The 19,811-nt window shown below is 48.5% G+C and carries 18 protein-coding genes; 10 read left to right on the top strand and 8 right to left on the bottom strand.

Going from position 1 to position 19,811, the window contains the following annotated elements:
- Window positions 1–152 precede the first annotated feature (152 nt).
- The 4 genes from B4923_RS19365 (at window position 153) to yciA (ending at window position 2,669) form a co-directional block, all read left to right on the top strand.
- Window positions 153–506, top strand: a complete 354-nt coding sequence (locus B4923_RS19365; protein WP_109491345.1) for a YkgJ family cysteine cluster protein — start codon at window positions 153–155, stop codon at window positions 504–506.
- Between the two features lie 107 nt (window positions 507–613).
- On the top strand, window positions 614–1,366 hold the full coding sequence (locus B4923_RS19360) for a YciC family protein (RefSeq protein WP_109491344.1): 753 nt from the start codon (window positions 614–616) through the stop codon (window positions 1,364–1,366).
- Window positions 1,367–1,558: 192 nt separating this feature from the next.
- Complete coding sequence (locus tag B4923_RS19355) at window positions 1,559–2,122, top strand: septation protein A (RefSeq protein WP_109491343.1); 564 nt, start codon at window positions 1,559–1,561, stop codon at window positions 2,120–2,122.
- Between the two features lie 121 nt (window positions 2,123–2,243).
- Entirely contained in the window at window positions 2,244–2,669 is a 426-nt protein-coding gene (gene yciA, locus B4923_RS19350) for an acyl-CoA thioester hydrolase YciA (protein ID WP_109491342.1), read from the top strand.
- Between the two features lie 117 nt (window positions 2,670–2,786).
- Here yciA and B4923_RS19345 read toward each other — a convergent pair whose 3' ends face one another.
- On the bottom strand, window positions 2,787–3,590 hold the full coding sequence (locus tag B4923_RS19345) for an energy transducer TonB (RefSeq protein WP_109491341.1): 804 nt from the start codon (window positions 3,588–3,590) through the stop codon (window positions 2,787–2,789).
- 207 nt (window positions 3,591–3,797) lie between these two features.
- Between B4923_RS19345 and B4923_RS19340 the strand changes: the two genes are divergently transcribed.
- Together B4923_RS19340 and B4923_RS19335 are read left to right on the top strand one after the other, a co-directional pair.
- Window positions 3,798–4,094, top strand: coding sequence for a YciI family protein (locus B4923_RS19340; RefSeq protein WP_109491340.1), 297 nt, complete (start codon window positions 3,798–3,800; stop codon window positions 4,092–4,094).
- A 163-nt stretch (window positions 4,095–4,257) separates the two neighbouring features.
- Window positions 4,258–5,919: a methyl-accepting chemotaxis protein gene (locus B4923_RS19335; RefSeq protein ID WP_109491339.1), complete on the top strand. Its 1,662-nt coding sequence runs from the start codon at window positions 4,258–4,260 to the stop codon at window positions 5,917–5,919.
- Window positions 5,920–6,089: 170 nt separating this feature from the next.
- Here B4923_RS19335 and B4923_RS20820 read toward each other — a convergent pair whose 3' ends face one another.
- Entirely contained in the window at window positions 6,090–6,266 is a 177-nt protein-coding gene (locus B4923_RS20820; RefSeq protein ID WP_136155978.1) for a YciY family protein, read from the bottom strand.
- 197 nt (window positions 6,267–6,463) lie between these two features.
- On the opposite strand from B4923_RS20820, the gene cls reads away from it, so the two are divergent.
- Window positions 6,464–7,924 carry a cardiolipin synthase gene (gene cls / locus B4923_RS19330; RefSeq protein ID WP_109491338.1) on the top strand — a complete coding sequence of 487 codons (1,461 nt, stop codon included), beginning with the start codon at window positions 6,464–6,466 and terminating at the stop codon, window positions 7,922–7,924.
- A 56-nt stretch (window positions 7,925–7,980) separates the two neighbouring features.
- Complete coding sequence (locus tag B4923_RS19325) at window positions 7,981–8,304, top strand: HI1450 family dsDNA-mimic protein (protein WP_109491337.1); 324 nt, start codon at window positions 7,981–7,983, stop codon at window positions 8,302–8,304.
- A 118-nt stretch (window positions 8,305–8,422) separates the two neighbouring features.
- Here the strand turns inward: B4923_RS19325 and oppF are convergent, their stop codons facing one another.
- The 5 genes from oppF to oppA form a co-directional block, all read right to left on the bottom strand.
- Entirely contained in the window at window positions 8,423–9,448 is a 1,026-nt protein-coding gene (gene oppF, locus B4923_RS19320) for a murein tripeptide/oligopeptide ABC transporter ATP binding protein OppF (RefSeq protein WP_109491336.1), read from the bottom strand.
- Window positions 9,445–10,440: an ABC transporter ATP-binding protein gene (oppD, locus tag B4923_RS19315; RefSeq protein ID WP_109491335.1), complete on the bottom strand. Its 996-nt coding sequence runs from the start codon at window positions 10,438–10,440 to the stop codon at window positions 9,445–9,447. The genes oppF and oppD overlap by 4 nt, the downstream gene beginning before the upstream one ends.
- An 11-nt stretch (window positions 10,441–10,451) precedes the next feature.
- Window positions 10,452–11,360, bottom strand: a complete 909-nt coding sequence (gene oppC, locus B4923_RS19310; RefSeq protein WP_109491334.1) for an oligopeptide ABC transporter permease OppC — start codon at window positions 11,358–11,360, stop codon at window positions 10,452–10,454.
- A 12-nt stretch (window positions 11,361–11,372) separates the two neighbouring features.
- The gene (oppB, locus tag B4923_RS19305; RefSeq protein ID WP_109491333.1) at window positions 11,373–12,293 is read right to left on the bottom strand and encodes an oligopeptide ABC transporter permease OppB; all 921 of its coding nucleotides are present in this window, start codon (window positions 12,291–12,293) and stop codon (window positions 11,373–11,375) included.
- 181 nt (window positions 12,294–12,474) lie between these two features.
- On the bottom strand, window positions 12,475–14,103 hold the full coding sequence (gene oppA, locus B4923_RS19300; RefSeq protein ID WP_425428659.1) for an oligopeptide ABC transporter substrate-binding protein OppA: 1,629 nt from the start codon (window positions 14,101–14,103) through the stop codon (window positions 12,475–12,477).
- A 1,066-nt stretch (window positions 14,104–15,169) separates the two neighbouring features.
- Here oppA and adhE point away from each other — a divergent pair.
- On the top strand, window positions 15,170–17,860 hold the full coding sequence (gene adhE / locus B4923_RS19295; RefSeq protein ID WP_109491332.1) for a bifunctional acetaldehyde-CoA/alcohol dehydrogenase: 2,691 nt from the start codon (window positions 15,170–15,172) through the stop codon (window positions 17,858–17,860).
- A 452-nt stretch (window positions 17,861–18,312) separates the two neighbouring features.
- Here the strand turns inward: adhE and B4923_RS19290 are convergent, their stop codons facing one another.
- A complete protein-coding gene (locus tag B4923_RS19290; protein ID WP_109491331.1) occupies window positions 18,313–18,909 on the bottom strand; it encodes a thymidine kinase in 597 nt (198 codons plus the stop codon).
- Between the two features lie 392 nt (window positions 18,910–19,301).
- On the opposite strand from B4923_RS19290, the gene hns reads away from it, so the two are divergent.
- Window positions 19,302–19,709 carry a histone-like nucleoid-structuring protein H-NS gene (gene hns, locus B4923_RS19285; RefSeq protein ID WP_009112886.1) on the top strand — a complete coding sequence of 136 codons (408 nt, stop codon included), beginning with the start codon at window positions 19,302–19,304 and terminating at the stop codon, window positions 19,707–19,709.
- The last annotated feature ends 102 nt before the right edge of the window (window positions 19,710–19,811 follow it).

Here is a 19,811-nt window from a genome sequence, read left to right as displayed (position 1 = left end):
CATGTTGCTGACCACCTCCATAGGAGGTGGTGTTTATGCAGGGATAAAATGCGCTTCTCGCAAATTACACTCCCAATTGTCCAATTCAGGCGGTAGATTTTTATTCTCACCAACATGATTCAATACCGGTTAAGGGCGGTAGTTAAAATCAAATGAACGACAACACCTGTATGCGTTGTGGCGCCTGCTGCGCCTATTTCAGGGTGTCTTTTTACTGGGCTGAAGCCGATGATGGCGGAGGCTCTGTCCCCTCATTACTCACTGAACCACTTTCTCCCTTCCTGCGCTGCATGGAAGGAACCAATAGTAAAAAACCGTATTGTGCGGCGTTAGCGGGAAAAATTGGCGAATCCGTCAGTTGTTCTATCTATGCCGATCGTCCTTCCCCCTGCCGGGAGTTCATGCAATCCGGGGAAAACGGACAGATCAATGACGCTTGCGATCGGGCGCGGGCGCATTATGGATTGCCGCCATTGGCGACAGCGTTGGCTGTTCAGGCAAGATAATGGCAATAAATGAGGCAGTCACAGAGTGGACGGGGTGCCACAGTTTGGCGTAACAGGTTACAATCAGCGGCTGAGTCTGATTGATCATTTTACCTCAAGGAGTTTGCATGCCTATCACGGCTAACACTTTGTACCGTGACACAATGAATTTTACACGCAACCAGTTCATCAGCATTTTACTGATGGCTCTGCTGACCGCGTTCATTACTGTCATCATGAATCATGCCATGTCCCCAGGCAGCGAAGATTTACAGATATTGCAGAACGCAGGTAACGATCTGTCTTCCTCTGTAGAACTGGGGATGATGGACTTGATCCAACAAATGACGCCGGAACAGCAGACTGTACTGCTCAAAATGTCAGCGGCGGGCACATTTTCAGCCCTTATCGGGAACGCTCTGCTTACTGGCGGTATTCTGATGCTGATTCAGATGGTATCCGCAGGAACGCCTACCAGCGCACTGCGCGCCATTGGCGCTTCCGCTCCCGTTCTGCCCCGTTTGTTCCTGTTGATTCTCCTCTGCACGCTGCTGATTCAACTGGGCATGCTGTTTTTAGTCATTCCCGGCGTTCTGCTGGCCATTGCGCTAAGTTTGTCGCCCGTTATCGCCGTAACGGAGAAACGAGGCGCATTCAGCTCAATTAAAATCAGCGCCGGACTGGCCTACAACAACTTTAAAATCACGGCGCCGGCGGTCATCCTGTGGTTATTGACCAAAATTGCCATTTTGCTGTTGGTGACCAAACTGCCCATGTTTTCTCCCACGGTGACCGCGGTGATCTTGAATGGACTGAGCAATCTGGTTTCTGCTGTCCTGCTGATCTATCTGTTCCGTCTTTATATGCTACTGCGTTCCTGATGCTACGGCGTGCTGCGCACTCTGCGGCACGCTTTTCCCCTGATGTCCCTTACTGACAAAATGCTCAATCGTAATTTTCTGCAAATTATTACGATATCTCGGGAACAGTGCATCACAATAAAGGATAATGGCTTAGTTATCAGATGGCCGTCAGGTCATCACCAATACATTATTGAGTGACGGATTGACATAATGAAGCAACTTCTTGATTTTCTTCCACTGGTCGTTTTTTTTGTTGTTTACAAACTGTACGACATCTATATCGCTTCAGGCGCCTTGATCGCGGCAACGGCCCTTGCGCTGGTCGTAACCTGGTTTGCATATCGTAAAATAGAAAAAATGACGCTGATCACCTTTGTGATGGTCGCCATTTTCGGGACATTGACCCTGGTATTCCATAACGATCAGTTCATTAAATGGAAAGTCACCATTATTTATGCCTTGTTTGCCATCGCCCTGTTGGTAAGCCAGTTCGTCATGAAGAAAACGCTGATCCAGAAAATGCTGGGGAAAGAGCTAACCCTGCCAGAAGCCGTGTGGGAAAAACTTAACCTATCCTGGGCCTGTTTCTTTCTGGTATGTGGATTATTAAACATTTATATTGCGTTCTGGATGCCACAAAGTGTGTGGGTTAACTTTAAGGTCTTTGGCCTGACAGGATTTACCCTGCTGTTTACGTTACTCTGCGGCATTTATATTTACCGGCACTTGCCCGGTGACGAGGAAAAGTCAGAAGAAAAAGAAGGCAAGCATTAACCGGCCCTGTCGACTTCAAGCGCAGGAAAAACAATGCGTTTGTCATGGCAATGATAAAGATGGCGCCCGTTTGATAAACACGCAATGACTTTATAAATTCAACCAAATTGATTGATAACATATGAGCAAACAAGACGTGTTACCTCAGGGCGAACTGGTACTTCGTACACTGGCGATGCCCGCAGACACCAATGCGAATGGGGATATTTTTGGCGGCTGGTTGATGTCGCAAATGGACATCGGTGGCGCCATTTTAGCGAAAGAAATTGCGGAAGGCCGTGTGGTTACCGTCCGGGTGGATGGTATGTCGTTTTTAAAGCCGGTCGCGGTTGGTGATGTGGTGTGCTGCTACGCTCGCTGCCTGCATACCGGACGCACTTCCATTAATGTCAATGTCGAAGTCTGGGTGAAAAAAGTGTCATCGGAGCCCATTGGTCAACGCTACCGGGCGACGGAAGCGCTATTCACCTATGTGGCTGTTGATGAAGAAGGACGTCCGCGCGAACTTCCCGTTGGCAAAAGCAACTTTAATCCTGGCGAAGCGTAAAAGGACGCTTCAGCGCCATCGCTGACAGCAAAAGCCCCGACAATTTCATCTTCAGAACGTTGCCAACAGCCCATTGGTTTATTAACAGGCTGTTGGCACCTCAACAAAGCTGAGTAGTTACTCTACCGCCGCTCCACCATCAATTTTAAAGACGATCGTGACGACCATATCTTTGCCGGGCTTATTGGCTTCATAGCGCCATTTCCGCATTGCCTGCTTGATATCCCGTTCAAACATATTGCGAGGCTGGGCAGAAAGCACACGAACGTTATCCACCCGGCCTGAACCATCGACGTCAAATTGCATTTTAACCCGGCCTTCCACCCGCAACGCGAATGCACGTGCCGGGTATTGTGGCTGGGCGCGATTCAGCGGTCTTGGTCCGGTCGACTGCATATTCGCTGAAGGTGCCGGCGCCTGCTGGACAGGCGCATTGTTGACGCTACGAGTCGTCGTTTCGCTGGTAAACGGAGACGGCGGCTGTTTCTCAGCTGCGGGTTGGCGTTTAACGGGTTTCGGTTCCTCGACCTTTTTCACCGGTTTCGGCTTCGGTTTGGGCTTAGGAGGTTGAGGCTTAGGCTCCGGCAGAGGCACGGGAACCGGTTCAGGCAAGGGTTCTGGCGTAATCTCCGGCTCTGGAATGGGTTCCGGCTCCGGTTCTGGCGTGGGCTCGGGCAGCGGCTCTGGTTCCGGCTGCTTTACTGGCTCAGGTTCGGTCGGCGCTGATGTCGCAGCTGGGGCCGCTTCAAATGCAGCAGGATTGACCATCACCACACTGATCGGTTTAGATTCCTGAGGCAGTTCAATAGCATTATTGAATGATGCGTACAGCAAGCCTGCAATCAGCGAGCCGTGAACGCCCACTGAAAGTATAAATGGCCATGAATAACGGCGGGTAAGGAGAAACTTTGTATGCGGCATCGTATGTCTTTATCCTCTTATGCCGCCCAAGTTTAAATGCAAATAGCAATCATATTCAATAACAACCCGAGCAATTGTTAAAAAAAACACAGGGGGTTGAACGAACACTTCGACGCTGACGACATAACGATATGCTTGTCCTGACATTTTCATCACGTATGATGATTTATCTTTTTATTGCGTGACGCTATTGGTGAGGGGTTTTTTATGCTCTATGTTATTTATGCTGAAGATAATGTCGATACGCTGGAAAAACGGCTGGCGGCAAGGCCGGATCATCTCGCCCGCCTGAAACAGTTGCACGATCAAGGCAGGTTGCTGACCGCAGGTCCGACGCCTTCGGTGGACAGTGAAACGCCTGGCGACGCCGGTTTTACAGGTTCCGTTGTCATCGCAGAATTTGATTCTCTGGATGATGCCCGGTCATGGGCAGAATCGGATCCTTACATTACTGCGGGTGTTTATCGCCACGTGCTGGTTAAACCTTTCAAGAAAGTGTTCTAGCGCCTGCGACGATCATGGTCGCCGCCGTCTGTACAGCATGCGGTGACCATGGCGTTTTTCGATTAAGTTTGCCCTCTTGCCTTCTCCGTAAGGCGCTGAAATATTTTAGTCATTTGACAATGATAGTTTAAAGGCTCTTCATGGCGCATGAGAGTCAGACTACATGTTAACGTCTATTACTTCACGTATTGGCATATTGATGAGAAACCGCCACCGTCGGTTGGGCATCCTTTCCGGTTTACTACTTGTCATCGGGTTATTTTCTTTGTTGCAGTTGGTGTCGGTAGGCATCATTTCTCAAACCATGACGCAGGTAAGATGGGACATTTCCGCCAATGAAAACCTGCGCCAGCAGCAGGCGCTGATGGATAAAGCCAGAATGGCCATCATGAATGCCAGTGATAAGCTGAACCGCGCCGGCATTTACCTGCTGGTAGATAAGGAAACCGGTTCCGAAGGCAGTTGGCATAGTTTGATGGATGAAGCCGAAGACTCTTTGAAGCAAGCGCAGGTGAATTATCAGTTACTGGAAAAGTCCCCGACCGATCTTACCGATGAACAAACATTTGATGATCTGAAAAAAAGTTATAATCAACTGTATAACGGGCTGCTTGAACTGGCTCATGGCATAAAAACCACCAACGATATTGATATTTTCTTTGCTATTCCCATTCAGGCCTATCAAAACGACTTTACCCAGAAATATTCACTCTATTTACAAAGCAACGATGCGCTACAGAAACAGCACGGGCAGCAATTCCTCGAGTCCCTCGATCGCGCTCAGTTGATATTCATTATTGTGCTGAGCATATTGCTGGCGGTATCCATCGCCGTCTGGTTAGGCGTCAGCCGTATTATCATCCGCCCGCTGACGAGTATTATTCAACATCTGCAACGCATTGCGGCAGGCGATCTATCACAGTCCCTCCATCTGGAGAAAGCGGGCACACGGGAAGTCAGTCAGTTGCATGACAGCGTGATCCAGATGCAAAACGGACTTGTTGATCTGGTCAATCGTGTCCGCCAGAGCGTGGACAATATGATGAATCAGGTTGATAAGGTCGCCCAGAATAACCAGATGCTTTCCGAACAGGCGATCCGGCAATCTCATGAGCTGAAAGCCACCACCGAACATATTATACAATTGAGTCAGCATCTCGAACAAAACGCCGAGCACACTCAACATGCCAGTCTTCATGCTACCGACGCCAGCAATATTGCGCTTCAAGGCGAAACAATGATGGATGAGGTCAAAGCAGCCATGTCGGACATCACCGGCAGAACGCGGGAAATGACGGAAGCGATCGGTATGATTGAAAGCGTTGCTTTCCAGACGCACATTCTGTCTTTGAATGCGGCAATTGAAGCGGCTCACGCTGGCGAAATGGGACGCGGTTTTTCGGTCGTCGCCCGGGAAGTGGGGACGCTGGCGTCACAAAGCAGCCATTCGGCGCAAAATATTAACTCGCTAATCCGGGATTCAGACCACAGCGTTGAAACCGGTACGCTGTTGGTGAAAAAATTGAATGACAGCCTACAGGAAATCATTCAAGCGGCGAAAGGCACCAGCACGTTCTTGAGCGAGATATCGGAAATATCGCACCAACAAAATCAGAGCATTCACGAAGTAACCAATCGTATCAGCACGCTGAATGATAGCGTGAGACAGAATGCAGATCAGGTTGAAGCCTCGGCATTAACCTTCACCTCGCTGCTGGCACAAACCGAACAACTCAATGAGACCGTTTCCCTGTTTCAGCTACCTTCAGATGAAGATGCGCCTTCCCATACCAGCGATAGCGCATTGATACCGGCGTTATCCTGAATATCGGGAAGCATTTACGCGGAGAGATGACAAGGCGATGACCGCAGCCGGTGTTAAACGATATGCACGGAACAGAGATTTCCGAAGAGATCTCCCGTTCCGTGAAAAACACGAATGACGTCACTGTAAAATCAAACCATATGCTGCTTCAGTCTTGATTCTTCAGATAATTACCATTCATAGGTTACCGCATATAACAATGCCCGCCGCTGGTGCTTTTGTTGCAAATAGCGTGCATAGTGAATATGACGGTATGTTCGGGATTGGGCTTCCAGCCAGCGACTTCTTCGACGTTGGACCTGACGTAACATCCGCCAGCGGCTCACTTCATTCCGACTGCGTTTCATGGGCGTAACTCTTTTATCGACAACTTACGCCAGGCATTATAGATCCTTCATATCGCGATCCAAGCAATGTTTAAATTTTCCTGAACAGAAAAACCGCCAACTGCGCTATTTTATTCAGACCAAAGGCATTTCCCCTTTTATAAAACTATGCGTACACTCTTTATTGATATTTTACAGAAGGGATCTGTTTCGCCTCTATGACAACATTCTATGCCGTAATAAGTTGGTTGCTTGTTTTCAGTTACTGGTTGCTGATCGCAGGTGTCACGCTGCGTATTCTGATGAAACGTCGCACGGTACCGTCGGCCATGGCCTGGTTGCTGGTCATTTATATCCTGCCACTTGTCGGTATTATTGCTTATCTTTCCTTCGGTGAACTGCATTTGGGTAAGCGTCGGGCAGAACGCGCCAGCAAAATGTGGCCTTCTACGGCACAATGGTTACGTGAACTTAAAGAATATCGGCGAATTTTTGCCACGGAAAACAGCGAAGTCGCCAGTTCGTTATTTCAACTGTGCGAGCGACGTCAAGGGGTGGGCGGCGTCAAAGGAAACCAGCTACAGTTGCTCACCACTTTTGATGACACTATCAAGGCTCTGCTGCGTGATATCAATCTGGCCCAAAACAATATTGAGATGGTGTTCTATATCTGGCAGCCCGGCGGATTGGTGGAGCCGGTTACCAGCGCGCTGATTGCCGCGGCGCGTCGCGGCGTGCATTGCCGTATCTTGCTCGACTCGGCCGGCAGCGTTCACTTTTTCCGCAATCGACATCCTGAACTGATGCGCACCGCCGGAATTGACGTGGTCGAGGCACTAAAGGTCAACTTATTCCGTGCATTCCTGCGACGTATGGATTTACGTCAGCATCGCAAAATTGTCCTGATTGATAACCGTATCGCCTACACCGGCAGTATGAATATGGTCGATCCGCGCATCTTTAAGCAGGACGCCGGCGTGGGGCAATGGATTGATCTGATGGCGCGTATTGAAGGCCCGGTAGCAACGACGCTGGGTATTATCTACTGCTGTGACTGGGAAATGGAAACGGGGAAACGCCTTTTACCGCCCCCTCCCGACGTCAACGTGATGCCGTTTGAGCAGGAGAGCGGTCACACCATTCAGGTGATCGCTTCCGGACCGGGATACCCGGAGGAAATGATTCATCAGGCGTTATTAACCTCCGTCTACTCTGCACGCAAGCAGTTGATCATGACTACGCCCTACTTTGTTCCCAGTGATGACCTGCTACACGCCATCTGTACCGCCGCTCAACGCGGCGTGGATGTGAGCATCATTGTTCCTTACAAAAATGACTCGGTGCTGGTTGGCTGGGCCTGTCGTGGTTTCTTTACCGAACTGCTGGATGCCGGGGTAAAAATTTACCAGTTTAAAGACGGGCTGTTGCATACCAAGAGCGTACTGGTCGATGGGCAACTGAGTCTGGTCGGCACCGTGAATCTTGACATGCGCAGTCTGTGGTTGAACTTTGAGATCACGTTGGTCATTGACGATGCGGGTTTCGGCAGTGATTTGGCCTGTGTACAGGAAGACTATATTGCTCGTTCCGCCTTGCTGAACACGGAACAATGGCAAAAAAGGCCTTACTGGCAGCGAATTGTTGAGCGGTTGTTTTACTTTTTCAGTCCGTTGCTATAAATACGGCTTTTACCGTGTTTTAATAACGCCATTGCGCATTAACAGGAATAGTTTTTATGGATTTGAATAACCGCTTGACCGAAGACGAAGCGCTGGAACAGGCTTACGACATTTTTCTGGAACTCGCCGCAGATAATCTCGATCCGGCAGATATTCTGCTGTTCAACCTGCAATTCGAGGAACGTGGCGGGGCCGAGCTATTCGATCCGGCGGAAGACTGGGCTGAACACGTTGAATTCGATCTGAATCCTGATTTTTTTGCCGAGGTGGTCATCGGGCTCGCGGAACAGGATGGCGGGGAAATCACCGATATTTTCGCCCGCGTGCTAATTTGCCGGGAAAAAGACCACAAACTTTGCCACATTCTGTGGAAAGAATGACCCGGACCGCGCCATCCCCGGCGCGGACGCTTTACCCTTCTCTATCCCATTATCCCCGTTCTGATTCCGTAAAGAGGTTTATCCACATCTGTTGTCCCTCGTAAGGGACGTCCGGCATTTAGTGCTCCGCTTCTGCCGGCAGTGCCTGTGGGTCCACCTTCAGACAGGATACCGCGTGAGAAAAATTGCCTTCCAGAACAGGTCTGGTTTTGGAGCATTCCGGTCCGACGATCGGGCAGCGAGTGCAGAATACACACCCCGATGGCGGATTGATCGGTGAAGGCAGTTCCCCTTCCAGCAATTGTATCTGCTTGTTTTTTTCTTTATCCGGGTCAGGGATCGGCACAGCGGACATCAGTGCCCGCGTATAAGGATGTTGAGGATTATGGTAAACCTGCTCATAAGTTCCCAGTTCCACCGCATGCCCCAAATACATCACCAATACCCGATCGGAAATGTGCTTTACCACCGATAAATCATGCGCAATAAAAATCAGTGATAGCCGCATTTCACGCTGTAGCTGCCTCAGCAGGTTCACCACCTGCGCCTGAATGGAAACATCGAGCGCAGAAACCGGTTCATCGCAAATAATCAGTTTCGGCTCCAGAATCAACGCCCGAGCAATACCGATACGCTGACACTGTCCCCCCGAAAACTCATGGGGATAGCGGTTAATCAGGTTTGGCAATAACCCGACTTTCAACATCATTGCTTTGACACGATCTTTTACCGCCTGACGCGTAAGCTCAGGATGATAAGTTTTCAGCGGTTCGGAGATGATTTCACCGATCGTCATCCGTGGATTCAGAGAGGCCAGCGGATCCTGAAAAATCATCTGGATATCGCTCCGCGTTTTGCGCCACTCCCTTTCATCCATCCCCAACAAATCTCTCCCCAGCCAGGTGACTCTCCCGCTGGTTGCCTTGACCAACCCAATAATTGCCCGGGCCAGGGTAGATTTACCACAGCCAGACTCGCCCACAACACCCAGCGTTTCGCCTTCATATAGACGCAGCGTGACACCATCCACCGCTTTCAATGTTTTCAGCGGCTGCCAAAACCATTGCTTTTCACCTCTGACGTTAAAATGCACTTTCAGATCGGCGACTTCCAGCAGTACCGTTTTTCCCGATGCGCTGTTCATAGCACCTCCTCGACCGTTCTGAAGCAGGCGCGTAAACGTCCATTATCGAAGGATTGTAACGCTGGCGTGCGATGGCATATGTCTATCGCATAAGGGCAACGAGGCTGAAACGGGCAACCTTTCGGCAGGCGCAGCAAATTAGGGGGATTACCGGGGATCGTTGCCAGCGTTTCCTCTTCAGCATCCAGACGGGGAACCGCGTTCAATAATCCGACGGAATAAGGATGACTGGGATGATAAAATACTTCACGCGCCGAGCCGTATTCCATCGTGCGCCCCGCATACATGACCAGCACCTTGTCACAGATTCCGGCCACCACCCCCAGATCGTGCGTAATCATGATAATGGCGGTATTAAATTCGCGCTTCAATTCACCAAGCAACGTCATGATTTGCGCCTGAACCGTCACATCCAGCGCCGTTGTCGGTTCATCGGCGATCAACAGTTTAGGCCGGCATAGCAGCGCCATAGCTATCATGACACGCTGACGCATCCCACCTGAAAATTCATGGGGATACATTTTCATGCGCTTGCGCGCTTCCGGCATTTTTACGGCATCCAGCATTCTGACCGACTCTTCAAAGGCCTCGCTTTTACCAAGTTGCTTGTGAAGCATCAGGACTTCCATCAGTTGCTCCCCTACCCGCATATAAGGATTCAGAGACGTCATTGGGTCCTGAAAGATCATGGCGATCTCTTCAGCGCGCAATTTATTCAACTGATGTTCCGGCAGATTTAATATCTCTTTGCCGCGAAAAAGCGCGGAACCGGTAATATGACCATTCCTGGCTAACAGTCCCATCAACGCGAATGCGGTTTGCGACTTACCCGATCCCGATTCACCAACGATCCCCAGCGTTTCTCCGGCATTCAACATGAACGTCAGATCGTTTACCGCGGTGACTTCGCCATCCTGGGTATGAAACGTCACTCGTAAATCCTGAACGCGGAGGAGCGCCTCATTCTCACGGGATACATTAATCCTATTCATGAAACCACTCCTCAGCGATCTTTCGGATCGAGGGCATCACGCAGGCCATCGCCGATAAAATTAAAACAAAACAGCGTGACCACCAGAAATGCGGCAGGATAAAATAGCAGCCAGGAAGAGACTTCCATCGAATTGGCGCCATCATTTAACAATGCGCCCCAGCTGCTCAAAGGTTCCTGTGTGCCTAATCCCAGAAAACTCAGAAAAGATTCAAACAGGATCATGCTGGGAACCAGCAATGACGCATACACCACCACCACGCCCAATACGTTTGGTACAATATGGCGCAGCACAATGCCACGAGTCGAAACACCGGATACTATCGCCGCCTCAATGAATTCTTTACGTTTCAGGCTCAATGTCTGACCACGCACAATACGCGCCATGTCTAACCAGGAAACCATGCCAATCGCGACGAAGATCAACAACATATTCTGTCCGAAAAAGGTCACCAGCAGGATGACGAAGAACATGAACGGAAATGAATTGAGAATTTCCAGCAGGCGCATCATGACAGAATCAACTTTTCCACCCAGATAGCCAGACAGCGCGCCATATAGCGTGCCGACGACGACCGCCACCAACGCGGCCGCGACGCCCACCATCAGCGAAACACGACCACCAATCGCCACTCGCACCAGCAGATCGCGACCGGAAGAGTCGGTGCCGAAATAGTGTCCGGAAGTCATATCGGGAGCGGAAGACATCATGCCCCAGTCCGTATCCGCATAATTAAAAGGGGACAAAAGCGGAGCAACAATCACAAACAGCGTAATTAACCCCAGCACCAGCAGACTGGTCAACGCAGCCCGATTATTGATAAAGCGCAAGCGCGCATCCTGCCAAAGACTGCGCCCCTCAATCTCCATCTGCTCATTGAAATTTTCCAATGCCTCAATATCTTTTCGATTCCAAAGCATAGCGCCCCCAACTCAGTAGCGGATTTTGGGATCGATAACCGCGTATAACACGTCAATTATCGCATTGAATAAAATGGTTAATCCGCCGACCAGAATCGTCAGGCTGAGCACCAGTGAATAGTCTCGATTCAGTGCGCCATTCACAAACAATTGACCGATTCCCGGTAAGCCAAAAATAGTTTCAATGACCATTGAACCCGTAATAATACCGACGAACGCGGGCCCCATATAAGAAAGGACCGGCAACATCGCCGGTTTCAGCGCATGACGAAAAATAATGCGGCGCAGAGGCAATCCTTTAGCACGTGCCGTACGAATAAAATTGGAATGGAGAATTTCAATCATCGAACCTCGGGTAATACGAGCAATACTCGCAATATAAGAGAGCGATAACGCCACCATCGGCAAAATCATGTATCGGGCTTCACCGCCGTTCCAGCCGCCGCCTGGCAACCAACGCAGCGTGATCGCAAAGATCAGTACCAGTAAAGGCGCAACGACAAAGCTGGGAATAACCACGCCGGTCATGGCAAACCCCATAACCGTATAGTCCCATTTACTATTTTGTTTCAACGCCGCCACCACCCCGGCGGTTACCCCTAATATCACGGCCAGTAAGAACGCCGCGGCGCCCAGCTTGGCTGAAACAGGAAATGACGACGCCACCAAATCATTCACAGAATAATCTTTGTATTTAAAAGAAGGCCCAAAGTCTCCCTGAATCAGCTGCAATAAATAATTGCCGTACTGCTTCAGAATAGGATCGTTCAGATGATATTTAGCTTCGATATTCGCCATCACTTCAGGCGGCAGATTGCGTTCCCCCGTAAAGGGACTGCCGGGAGCCAGACGCATCATAAAAAACGAGATTGTAATAAGAATAAACAGTGTCGGAATGGCTTCCAGACAACGGCGAAATATAAATTTTAGCATTGCCCATACCTATAAAACCTGCTGCTATGACCGGAAAATAGACGTTGTCGCTGACACGTTATTTGCTTGCCGGAGCATACTCAAACATCGTGTTTACCAGCACGCACTTGCCGCCAGCGCTCAGTTTTTAGTCTCAAATTAAAAGCGGGCGGCATGAATGTCTTCATGCCGCCTATTTTATTTAATGCTTGATAATATAAAGGTCTTTGACGTAAACGTTATCCAGCGGGTCTTTACCGGTTAATCCGCCGACATACGGTTTTACCAACCGGACATTGGCGTAGTAATAGACGGGAACAATAACCGCGTCTTTATCCAATAAGGTCTCTGCCTGCTGATAAATCACAGCGCGCTCTTCTTCCGATTGCACCTGTAGGGATTTCGCCACCAGCGCATCAAACTCGCTGTTCTTATAATGCGAAGTGTTATTACTGCTGCCTGACACCATGACATTCAGGAAGGTAGACGGCTCATTATAGTCAGCACACCATCCCGCACGCGCGATGTCATATGAACCTTGATGGCGGGAACTGAGGAATGTTTTCCACTCCTGATTGTCCAGTTTGACCGTAACACCAATATTTTTATTCCACATGGAAGCCGCCGCGATAGCCATCTTTTTATGCAAATCAGACGTGTTATACAACAGATTCAGCGTCAGCGGTTTTTCTGCGGTATACCCCGCTTCCACCAATAGTTTTTTCGCTTCTTCATTACGTTTTTCCTGTGACCAGGTAAACCACGCCGGCACGTCGGCTTTCAGCCCGTCAATGTAGGGAGGCACAAACCCATAAGCTGGCGTATCCCCCTGATTCTTCACCTTGTTGGTTAACATATCCTGGCTCAGCCCCAAGCGCAGCGCTTCTCTGACCCGAACATCGTTAAACGGTGCTTTCTGGTTGTTGATTTCGTAGTAATAAGTACACAAATAAGGATCGGCCCTCACTTCCTGAGGAATCTCTTTTTTCAACTTCTGGAAGAGTTCAATCGGCAAATAGTTATAGGTTATATCGATTTCACCGCTGCGATAGCGGTTAACATCGGTCACTTCAGAAGCAATCGGCAAATAGGTGACCTGATTGATCACCGTGTGGGCGTTATCCCAATATTGCGGGTTGCGTTCCAATACGATTTTTTCATTCACGACCCACGCTTTCAGTTTATAAGCGCCGTTTCCTACCCAATTCTGCGGTTGGGTCCATTTTTCGCCAAATTTTTCAACCGTCGCTTTATTTACGGGCGACATGGCCGGATAAACCGGCAGTTTATAGAAATAAGGCACCGCTTCGGACAGCGTTACTTCCAGCGTATGATCGTCCAACGCTTTCACACCAAGGGTATCTGCTGTTTTCTTGCCGGCAATGATGTCATCAATATTAGCCAAATGCCCATATTGCAGATAGCTGGCATAAGGCGATGCCGTTTTAGGATCGGCCAGCCGTTGCCAGCTATAAACGAAATCCTGTGCCGTGACAGGGTCACCGTTTGACCAGCGTGCATCTTTGCGCAGATGGAAAGTCCACACTTTAAAATCGTTGTTGTCCCAACTTTCGGCCACGCCGGGAATCACTTTGCCGTTCGCATCCGAAATCACTAACCCTTCAAGCAGATCGCGCGACACATTCGACTCCGGCACGCCTTCTATTTTATGCGGATCCAACGAAGACACTTCCGCGCCGTTATTACGCACCAGCTCCTGTTTTTCCGCCAGTTGAACCCCCGTTGGCACATCTGCGGCCCAGGCAGTAGAAAATGAAGCCGCAACCAACATGGCAATCATGCTGACAAAAAAACATTTATTTGTTTTGATATTATTCGCTTTGTTGTTTCCCACTTTTTAACACTCCTGTCTTTGTACACTATTTTTATGCACTAATTAGCAAAAAACACACCGGACTGAATATCCATCAACGCCTCAGCAAAATCGCGATTGAGACCTTCCTGACGTTGGTTTAACTGACTTGTCGTGCGTGAATAACAAAAGGCTCTCGGGCGCGTTCCTCCATTTACTCAATAAAATAGATAAAATTAACTTATCAATTGTTGCAGAATGGCAACGCCAGAGCGAAGCTATCAAAAGAGAACACATCCGCCAATATTTTTAAATTCATGTTGCTGAGCTTTCTTTATAACAGTCAAAACAATCGTTAAATAACATTAGAAAGAAAAAACCATTAACCACTTGATAAATAATGTCATTTAAAACAATGCATGATTTTTAAAGCCAATAGCCAATTAACCTATTGATACAAAAAGATCTGTTCAAATCCTGACATGGCGAGGAAAGCATACCGGCACATGCTTATGCCCGTAACCTCCCCTTATCCTTATTTGTTACAAATTTAACAAAATACACCTCATTTACCGCATCGTAAAAGGATCGCGATCACGATTGAACGATAATAAACAGATCAAAATGTTAAACTTGAGATATAAGAAATGTTTATACAAAGGAAATGGAACAGGAAAGCATCAAACCCTAGGCAGGATTGCGTTGAGATGAATTGTTGATAATTATTGTCAATACCTGGGTTGCTGAATGGTGTCAGCATGCCAAAATATAGATGGAGATCACAAAAATGTCATCTATAAATAGGTATGCTCTTTTCATACTCGGTTGAACGAGTGATTCCTCTTTATTTATGGTGTTTTTAAAAACAATGTTTTAAAAACACGCCTTATTGACGGTTACAGTATTTTAAAAACCGGATAGTGAACTACGGAGATAAACAAGCTCTTTGAGTCAATCCATGCGGTATAGATCGGTAAATCAAGCTTTGCGTTTCGTTGGAAAGACGCGTTATCAGCACATTTATCTATACTTTTTATTTAGCAGACGATTGACTGAAAGAGTTTAACATTATCAGGAGAACATTATGGCCGTAACCAATGTTGCTGAACTTAACACACTGGTGGAGAGAGTAAAAAAGGCACAACAGGAGTTTGCCAACTATACGCAGGAGCAAGTTGATAAGATTTTCCGTGCTGCCGCGCTCGCTGCTTCTGATGCGCGAATCCCGTTGGCAAAGATGGCCGTTGCCGAATCCGGCATGGGAATTGTTGAAGACAAAGTGATCAAAAACCATTTTGCTTCCGAATATATTTATAACGCATACCAGGACGAGAAAACGTGCGGCGTTCTCTCGACCGATGACACCTTTGGCACCATTACCATTGCTGAGCCGATTGGCCTGATCTGCGGTATTGTGCCAACCACCAACCCAACCTCCACCGCTATTTTCAAAGCGCTGATCAGCCTGAAAACCCGTAACGGAATTATCTTTTCTCCGCATCCCCGGGCAAAAAACGCCACCAATAAAGCGGCGGATATCGTCCTGCAAGCCGCCATTGCTGCCGGCGCGCCCAAAGACATTATCGGTTGGATTGATCAACCGTCCGTCGAACTGTCCAACCAATTAATGCACCACCCGGATATCAACCTGATTCTGGCGACCGGCGGCCCCGGTATGGTGAAAGCGGCCTACAGTTCCGGTAAGCCGGCAATCGGCGTGGGCGCAGGTAATACGCCCGTGGTCATCGATGAAACGGCCGATATCAAACGTGCGGTTGCCTCTATTCTGATGTCAAAAACGTTTGATAACGGCGTGATTTGTGCGTCAGAGCAATCCGTTATTGTCGTTGATAGCGCCTATGATGCGGTCCGTGAACGTTTCGCTTCACATGGCGGTTACATGCTGAAAGGCAAAGAGCTTCATGCTGTTCAGGCTATTCTGTTGAAAAACGGGGCGCTCAATGCAGATATTGTGGGGCAGCCTGCACCGAAAATCGCAGAAATGGCGGGCATTTCCGTACCAGCCAACACGAAAGTACTGATTGGCGAGGTTACCATTGTTGATGAATCCGAACCGTTTGCCCACGAAAAACTGTCGCCTACGCTTGCCATGTATCGTGCCACCGATTTTAACGATGCGGTGCTAAAAGCAGAAAAACTGGTCGCCATGGGCGGGATCGGTCACACCTCCTGTCTGTACACCGACCAGGATAACCAGCCAGAACGTGTCAATTACTTCGGCAACATGATGAAAACCGCCCGTATACTGATCAATACCCCCGCGTCTCAAGGTGGTATCGGCGATCTGTATAACTTCAAACTCGCCCCTTCCCTGACGCTGGGTTGTGGTTCCTGGGGTGGTAACTCCATCTCGGAAAACGTCGGTCCGAAACACTTGATCAACAAGAAAACGGTAGCCAAGCGAGCTGAAAATATGTTGTGGCATAAACTTCCTAAATCTATTTATTTCCGTCGCGGCTCATTGCCTATCGCACTTGAAGAAGTCGCATCCGACGGCGCTAAACGCGCGTTCATTGTTACTGACCGCTTCCTGTTCAATAACGGCTATGTCGACCAGGTAGCCACCGTACTGAAACAGCAGGGTCTGGAAACTGAAGTCTTCTTTGAAGTCGAAGCCGATCCGACGCTGAGCATTGTGCGTAAAGGCGCAGAGCAAATGAACTCCTTTAAACCGGATGTCATCATTGCGCTCGGTGGTGGTTCCCCGATGGATGCGGCAAAAATCATGTGGGTAATGTATGAACACCCCACGACCCATTTTGAAGAACTGGCACTGCGCTTTATGGATATCCGCAAACGCATCTACAAGTTCCCGAAAATGGGTGTGAAAGCGAAGATGATCGCTATCACTACCACGTCCGGTACGGGCTCCGAAGTTACCCCGTTTGCCGTTGTGACCGATGATGCCACCGGGCAGAAATATCCATTGGCTGACTATGCATTAACGCCTGATATGGCCATTGTCGACGCCAATCTGGTGATGAATATGCCGAAATCACTGTGTGCGTTTGGTGGTCTGGACGCCGTTACTCACTCACTGGAAGCCTATGTCTCCGTACTGGCGAATGAATATTCCGACGGTCAGGCGTTGCAAGCGCTGAAACTGCTGAAAGAATATCTGCCGGCCAGCTATCGCGACGGCGCAAAAAATCCAGTGGCCCGCGAGCGTGTCCATAACGCAGCGACCATTGCCGGTATCGCTTTTGCCAACGCCTTCCTCGGTGTTTGTCACTCGATAGCGCACAAGCTGGGTTCCGAGTTCCACATTCCGCACGGACTGGCGAATGCGATGTTGATCTGCAACGTTATCCGCTATAACGCGAATGATAACCCGACCAAGCAAACAACGTTCAGCCAGTATGACCGTCCTCAGGCCCGCCGTCGTTATGCTGAAATCGCTGATCATCTGCGTCTGACCGCACCGAGCGATCGCACCGCGCAGAAAATTGAGAAGCTGCTTAACTGGCTGGAAGAAATGAAGACCGAACTGGGCATTCCAACGTCAATTCGTGAAGCTGGCGTGCAGGAAGCTGATTTCCTGGCGAAAGTGGATAAACTGTCTGAAGATGCATTCGACGACCAGTGTACTGGGGCTAACCCTCGCTATCCGCTTATTTCTGAATTGAAGCAGATTCTGATGGATACCTACTATGGTCGTAAATTCTCTGAAGATGTGGCGAAAAACGAGGTTGAAGCCGCTGCTGCTGCCCCCGCGGCAAAAACCGTGAAACACCCGAAGAAAGTCACCAGTTGATTCATGACATGTTCAACAGCCTCAAATGAGGCTGTTGGCTCCGGTTTATCGCAAATGCCCTGCTCATGCAGGGCATTTTTCTTGCTGACGCCAATATCGCCGTATTCACGCCGTTACCGTTGTTCCAGACAGTTAAAATACAAACGTTATATCGGCATCGCTATGCTCATGAGCGCACGCCTCAAGAATACGAGCTAATTTCACAGCGACGGCGTGAACCCGCCATCGCCTTACAAAATCGATTCTGCGCAGGTATCATCCCCGCAGGTGCCCGGTTCCATTCCCTCTGTCGGTTAAACGCTCAAATAACGCATCCCCGCACGCTTCAAGACGTTTTATCGCCTGCCCCAAGAGAGAAAGCCATATTCAGGTACAAGGCTGCCTTATTAAAATGAGGCGCTTCAGCAATAACGACAAATTGATGAAATCCGCTCCCCAATCATGTATTAACCTTATTCGCTTTCAATTCTGTTCATTCCCAGTGCGATTTTATGATGTTTTCTACAGACGGAAACATAGCTTTCATTACCACCAATCACGACCTGTTCGCCTTCACGCAGCGGATTACCCTGAGAATCCAGACGCAATACCCGGTTCGCTTTACGCCCGCAGTGACAAACCGTTTTGAGTTCAATCAATTTATCGGCCCAGGCTAATAAATAATGGCTTCCCGAGAACAATTCGCCACGAAAATCCGTACGTAAGCCATAACACAATACCGGGATATCTAATTGATCCACCACGTCAGAAAGCTCGCTCACTTGTTCTCGGGTCAAAAACTGACATTCATCAATTAATACGCAGTGAATAGGCTGAGCCCGATGTTCTTTCGCCAGCAGGCTAAATAAAGGCGTCTGCGGATTAAACAATAAAGCAGGAGAAGAAAGACCGATACGTGAACTCACTACCCCAACACCATGCCGGCTATCTATTTCCGCAGTGAACACCAGCGTCCGCATGCCGCGTTCCTGATAGTTATATGAAGATTGCAATAGCGCTGTGGATTTCCCTGCATTCATTGCTGAATAATAAAAATAAAGTTGAGCCATATCAGGAGGCCCTCCCAAAGATAGGTTATATCATGTCTTATACCGGTTAAACTTTATTGTAACAACCTGCCTTTGGGCGATGCAATGCACTATTACATTCTCCCCCCGATCGAGCCGCAACTATTGATAACTATTGAAAGATAAAGATTCCTTATAACAACATTGCATGGCTCAATAACCTATCCGTACACATTTGTTGCTGAAAAAATGACGAAAAAAATGTATTTCTTATCGTGACTGACGTATTTTATATTCAAGCCGCATCGTGTGTGATATCCGTTTTAAAATTGGTAATTTTTAACAAACTTACAAATTTGACTATTGCAGAAAAGAAAATAGCACTCTATTATCACACTACACGACACCAATAATATAAATTTGAGATTATCACAATGAGCGAAGCACTAAAGATTCTAAACAACATCCGTACTCTGCGTGCCCAGGCTAGAGAATGCAGCCTGGATACTTTGGAGGAAATGCTGGAGAAACTGGAAGTCGTAGTTAATGAGCGGCGCGAAGAAGAAAGCCAGGTTCAAGCAGAAGTTGAAGAACGTGCACGTAAATTACAACAATATCGCGATATGTTGATTGCCGACGGTATTGATCCCAACGAATTATTACAATCTCTCGGTTCTGTAAAAGTTGCCGGGAAAAGCAAACGTGCTGCCCGCCCGGCAAAATATCAATATACCGATGAAAACGGCGAAGTAAAAACCTGGACCGGCCAGGGCCGTACACCGGCAGTAATCAAAAAAGCTATCGAAGAACAAGGCAAATCCTTAGACGATTTCCTGCTTTAATCCAGCTTTAAAATAAAAAACGCAGATACCCTTGGTTTTTACTGAGGGTATTTTTTTGTCAAAAAATCGGAGGGATATAGAGGAAAATTTATGCTCTCCATC

Source organism: Brenneria roseae subsp. americana (assembly GCF_003115815.1).
Lineage (GTDB): Bacteria > Pseudomonadota > Gammaproteobacteria > Enterobacterales > Enterobacteriaceae > Brenneria > Brenneria roseae.
This window is presented reverse-complemented; position numbering and strand designations above follow the sequence as displayed.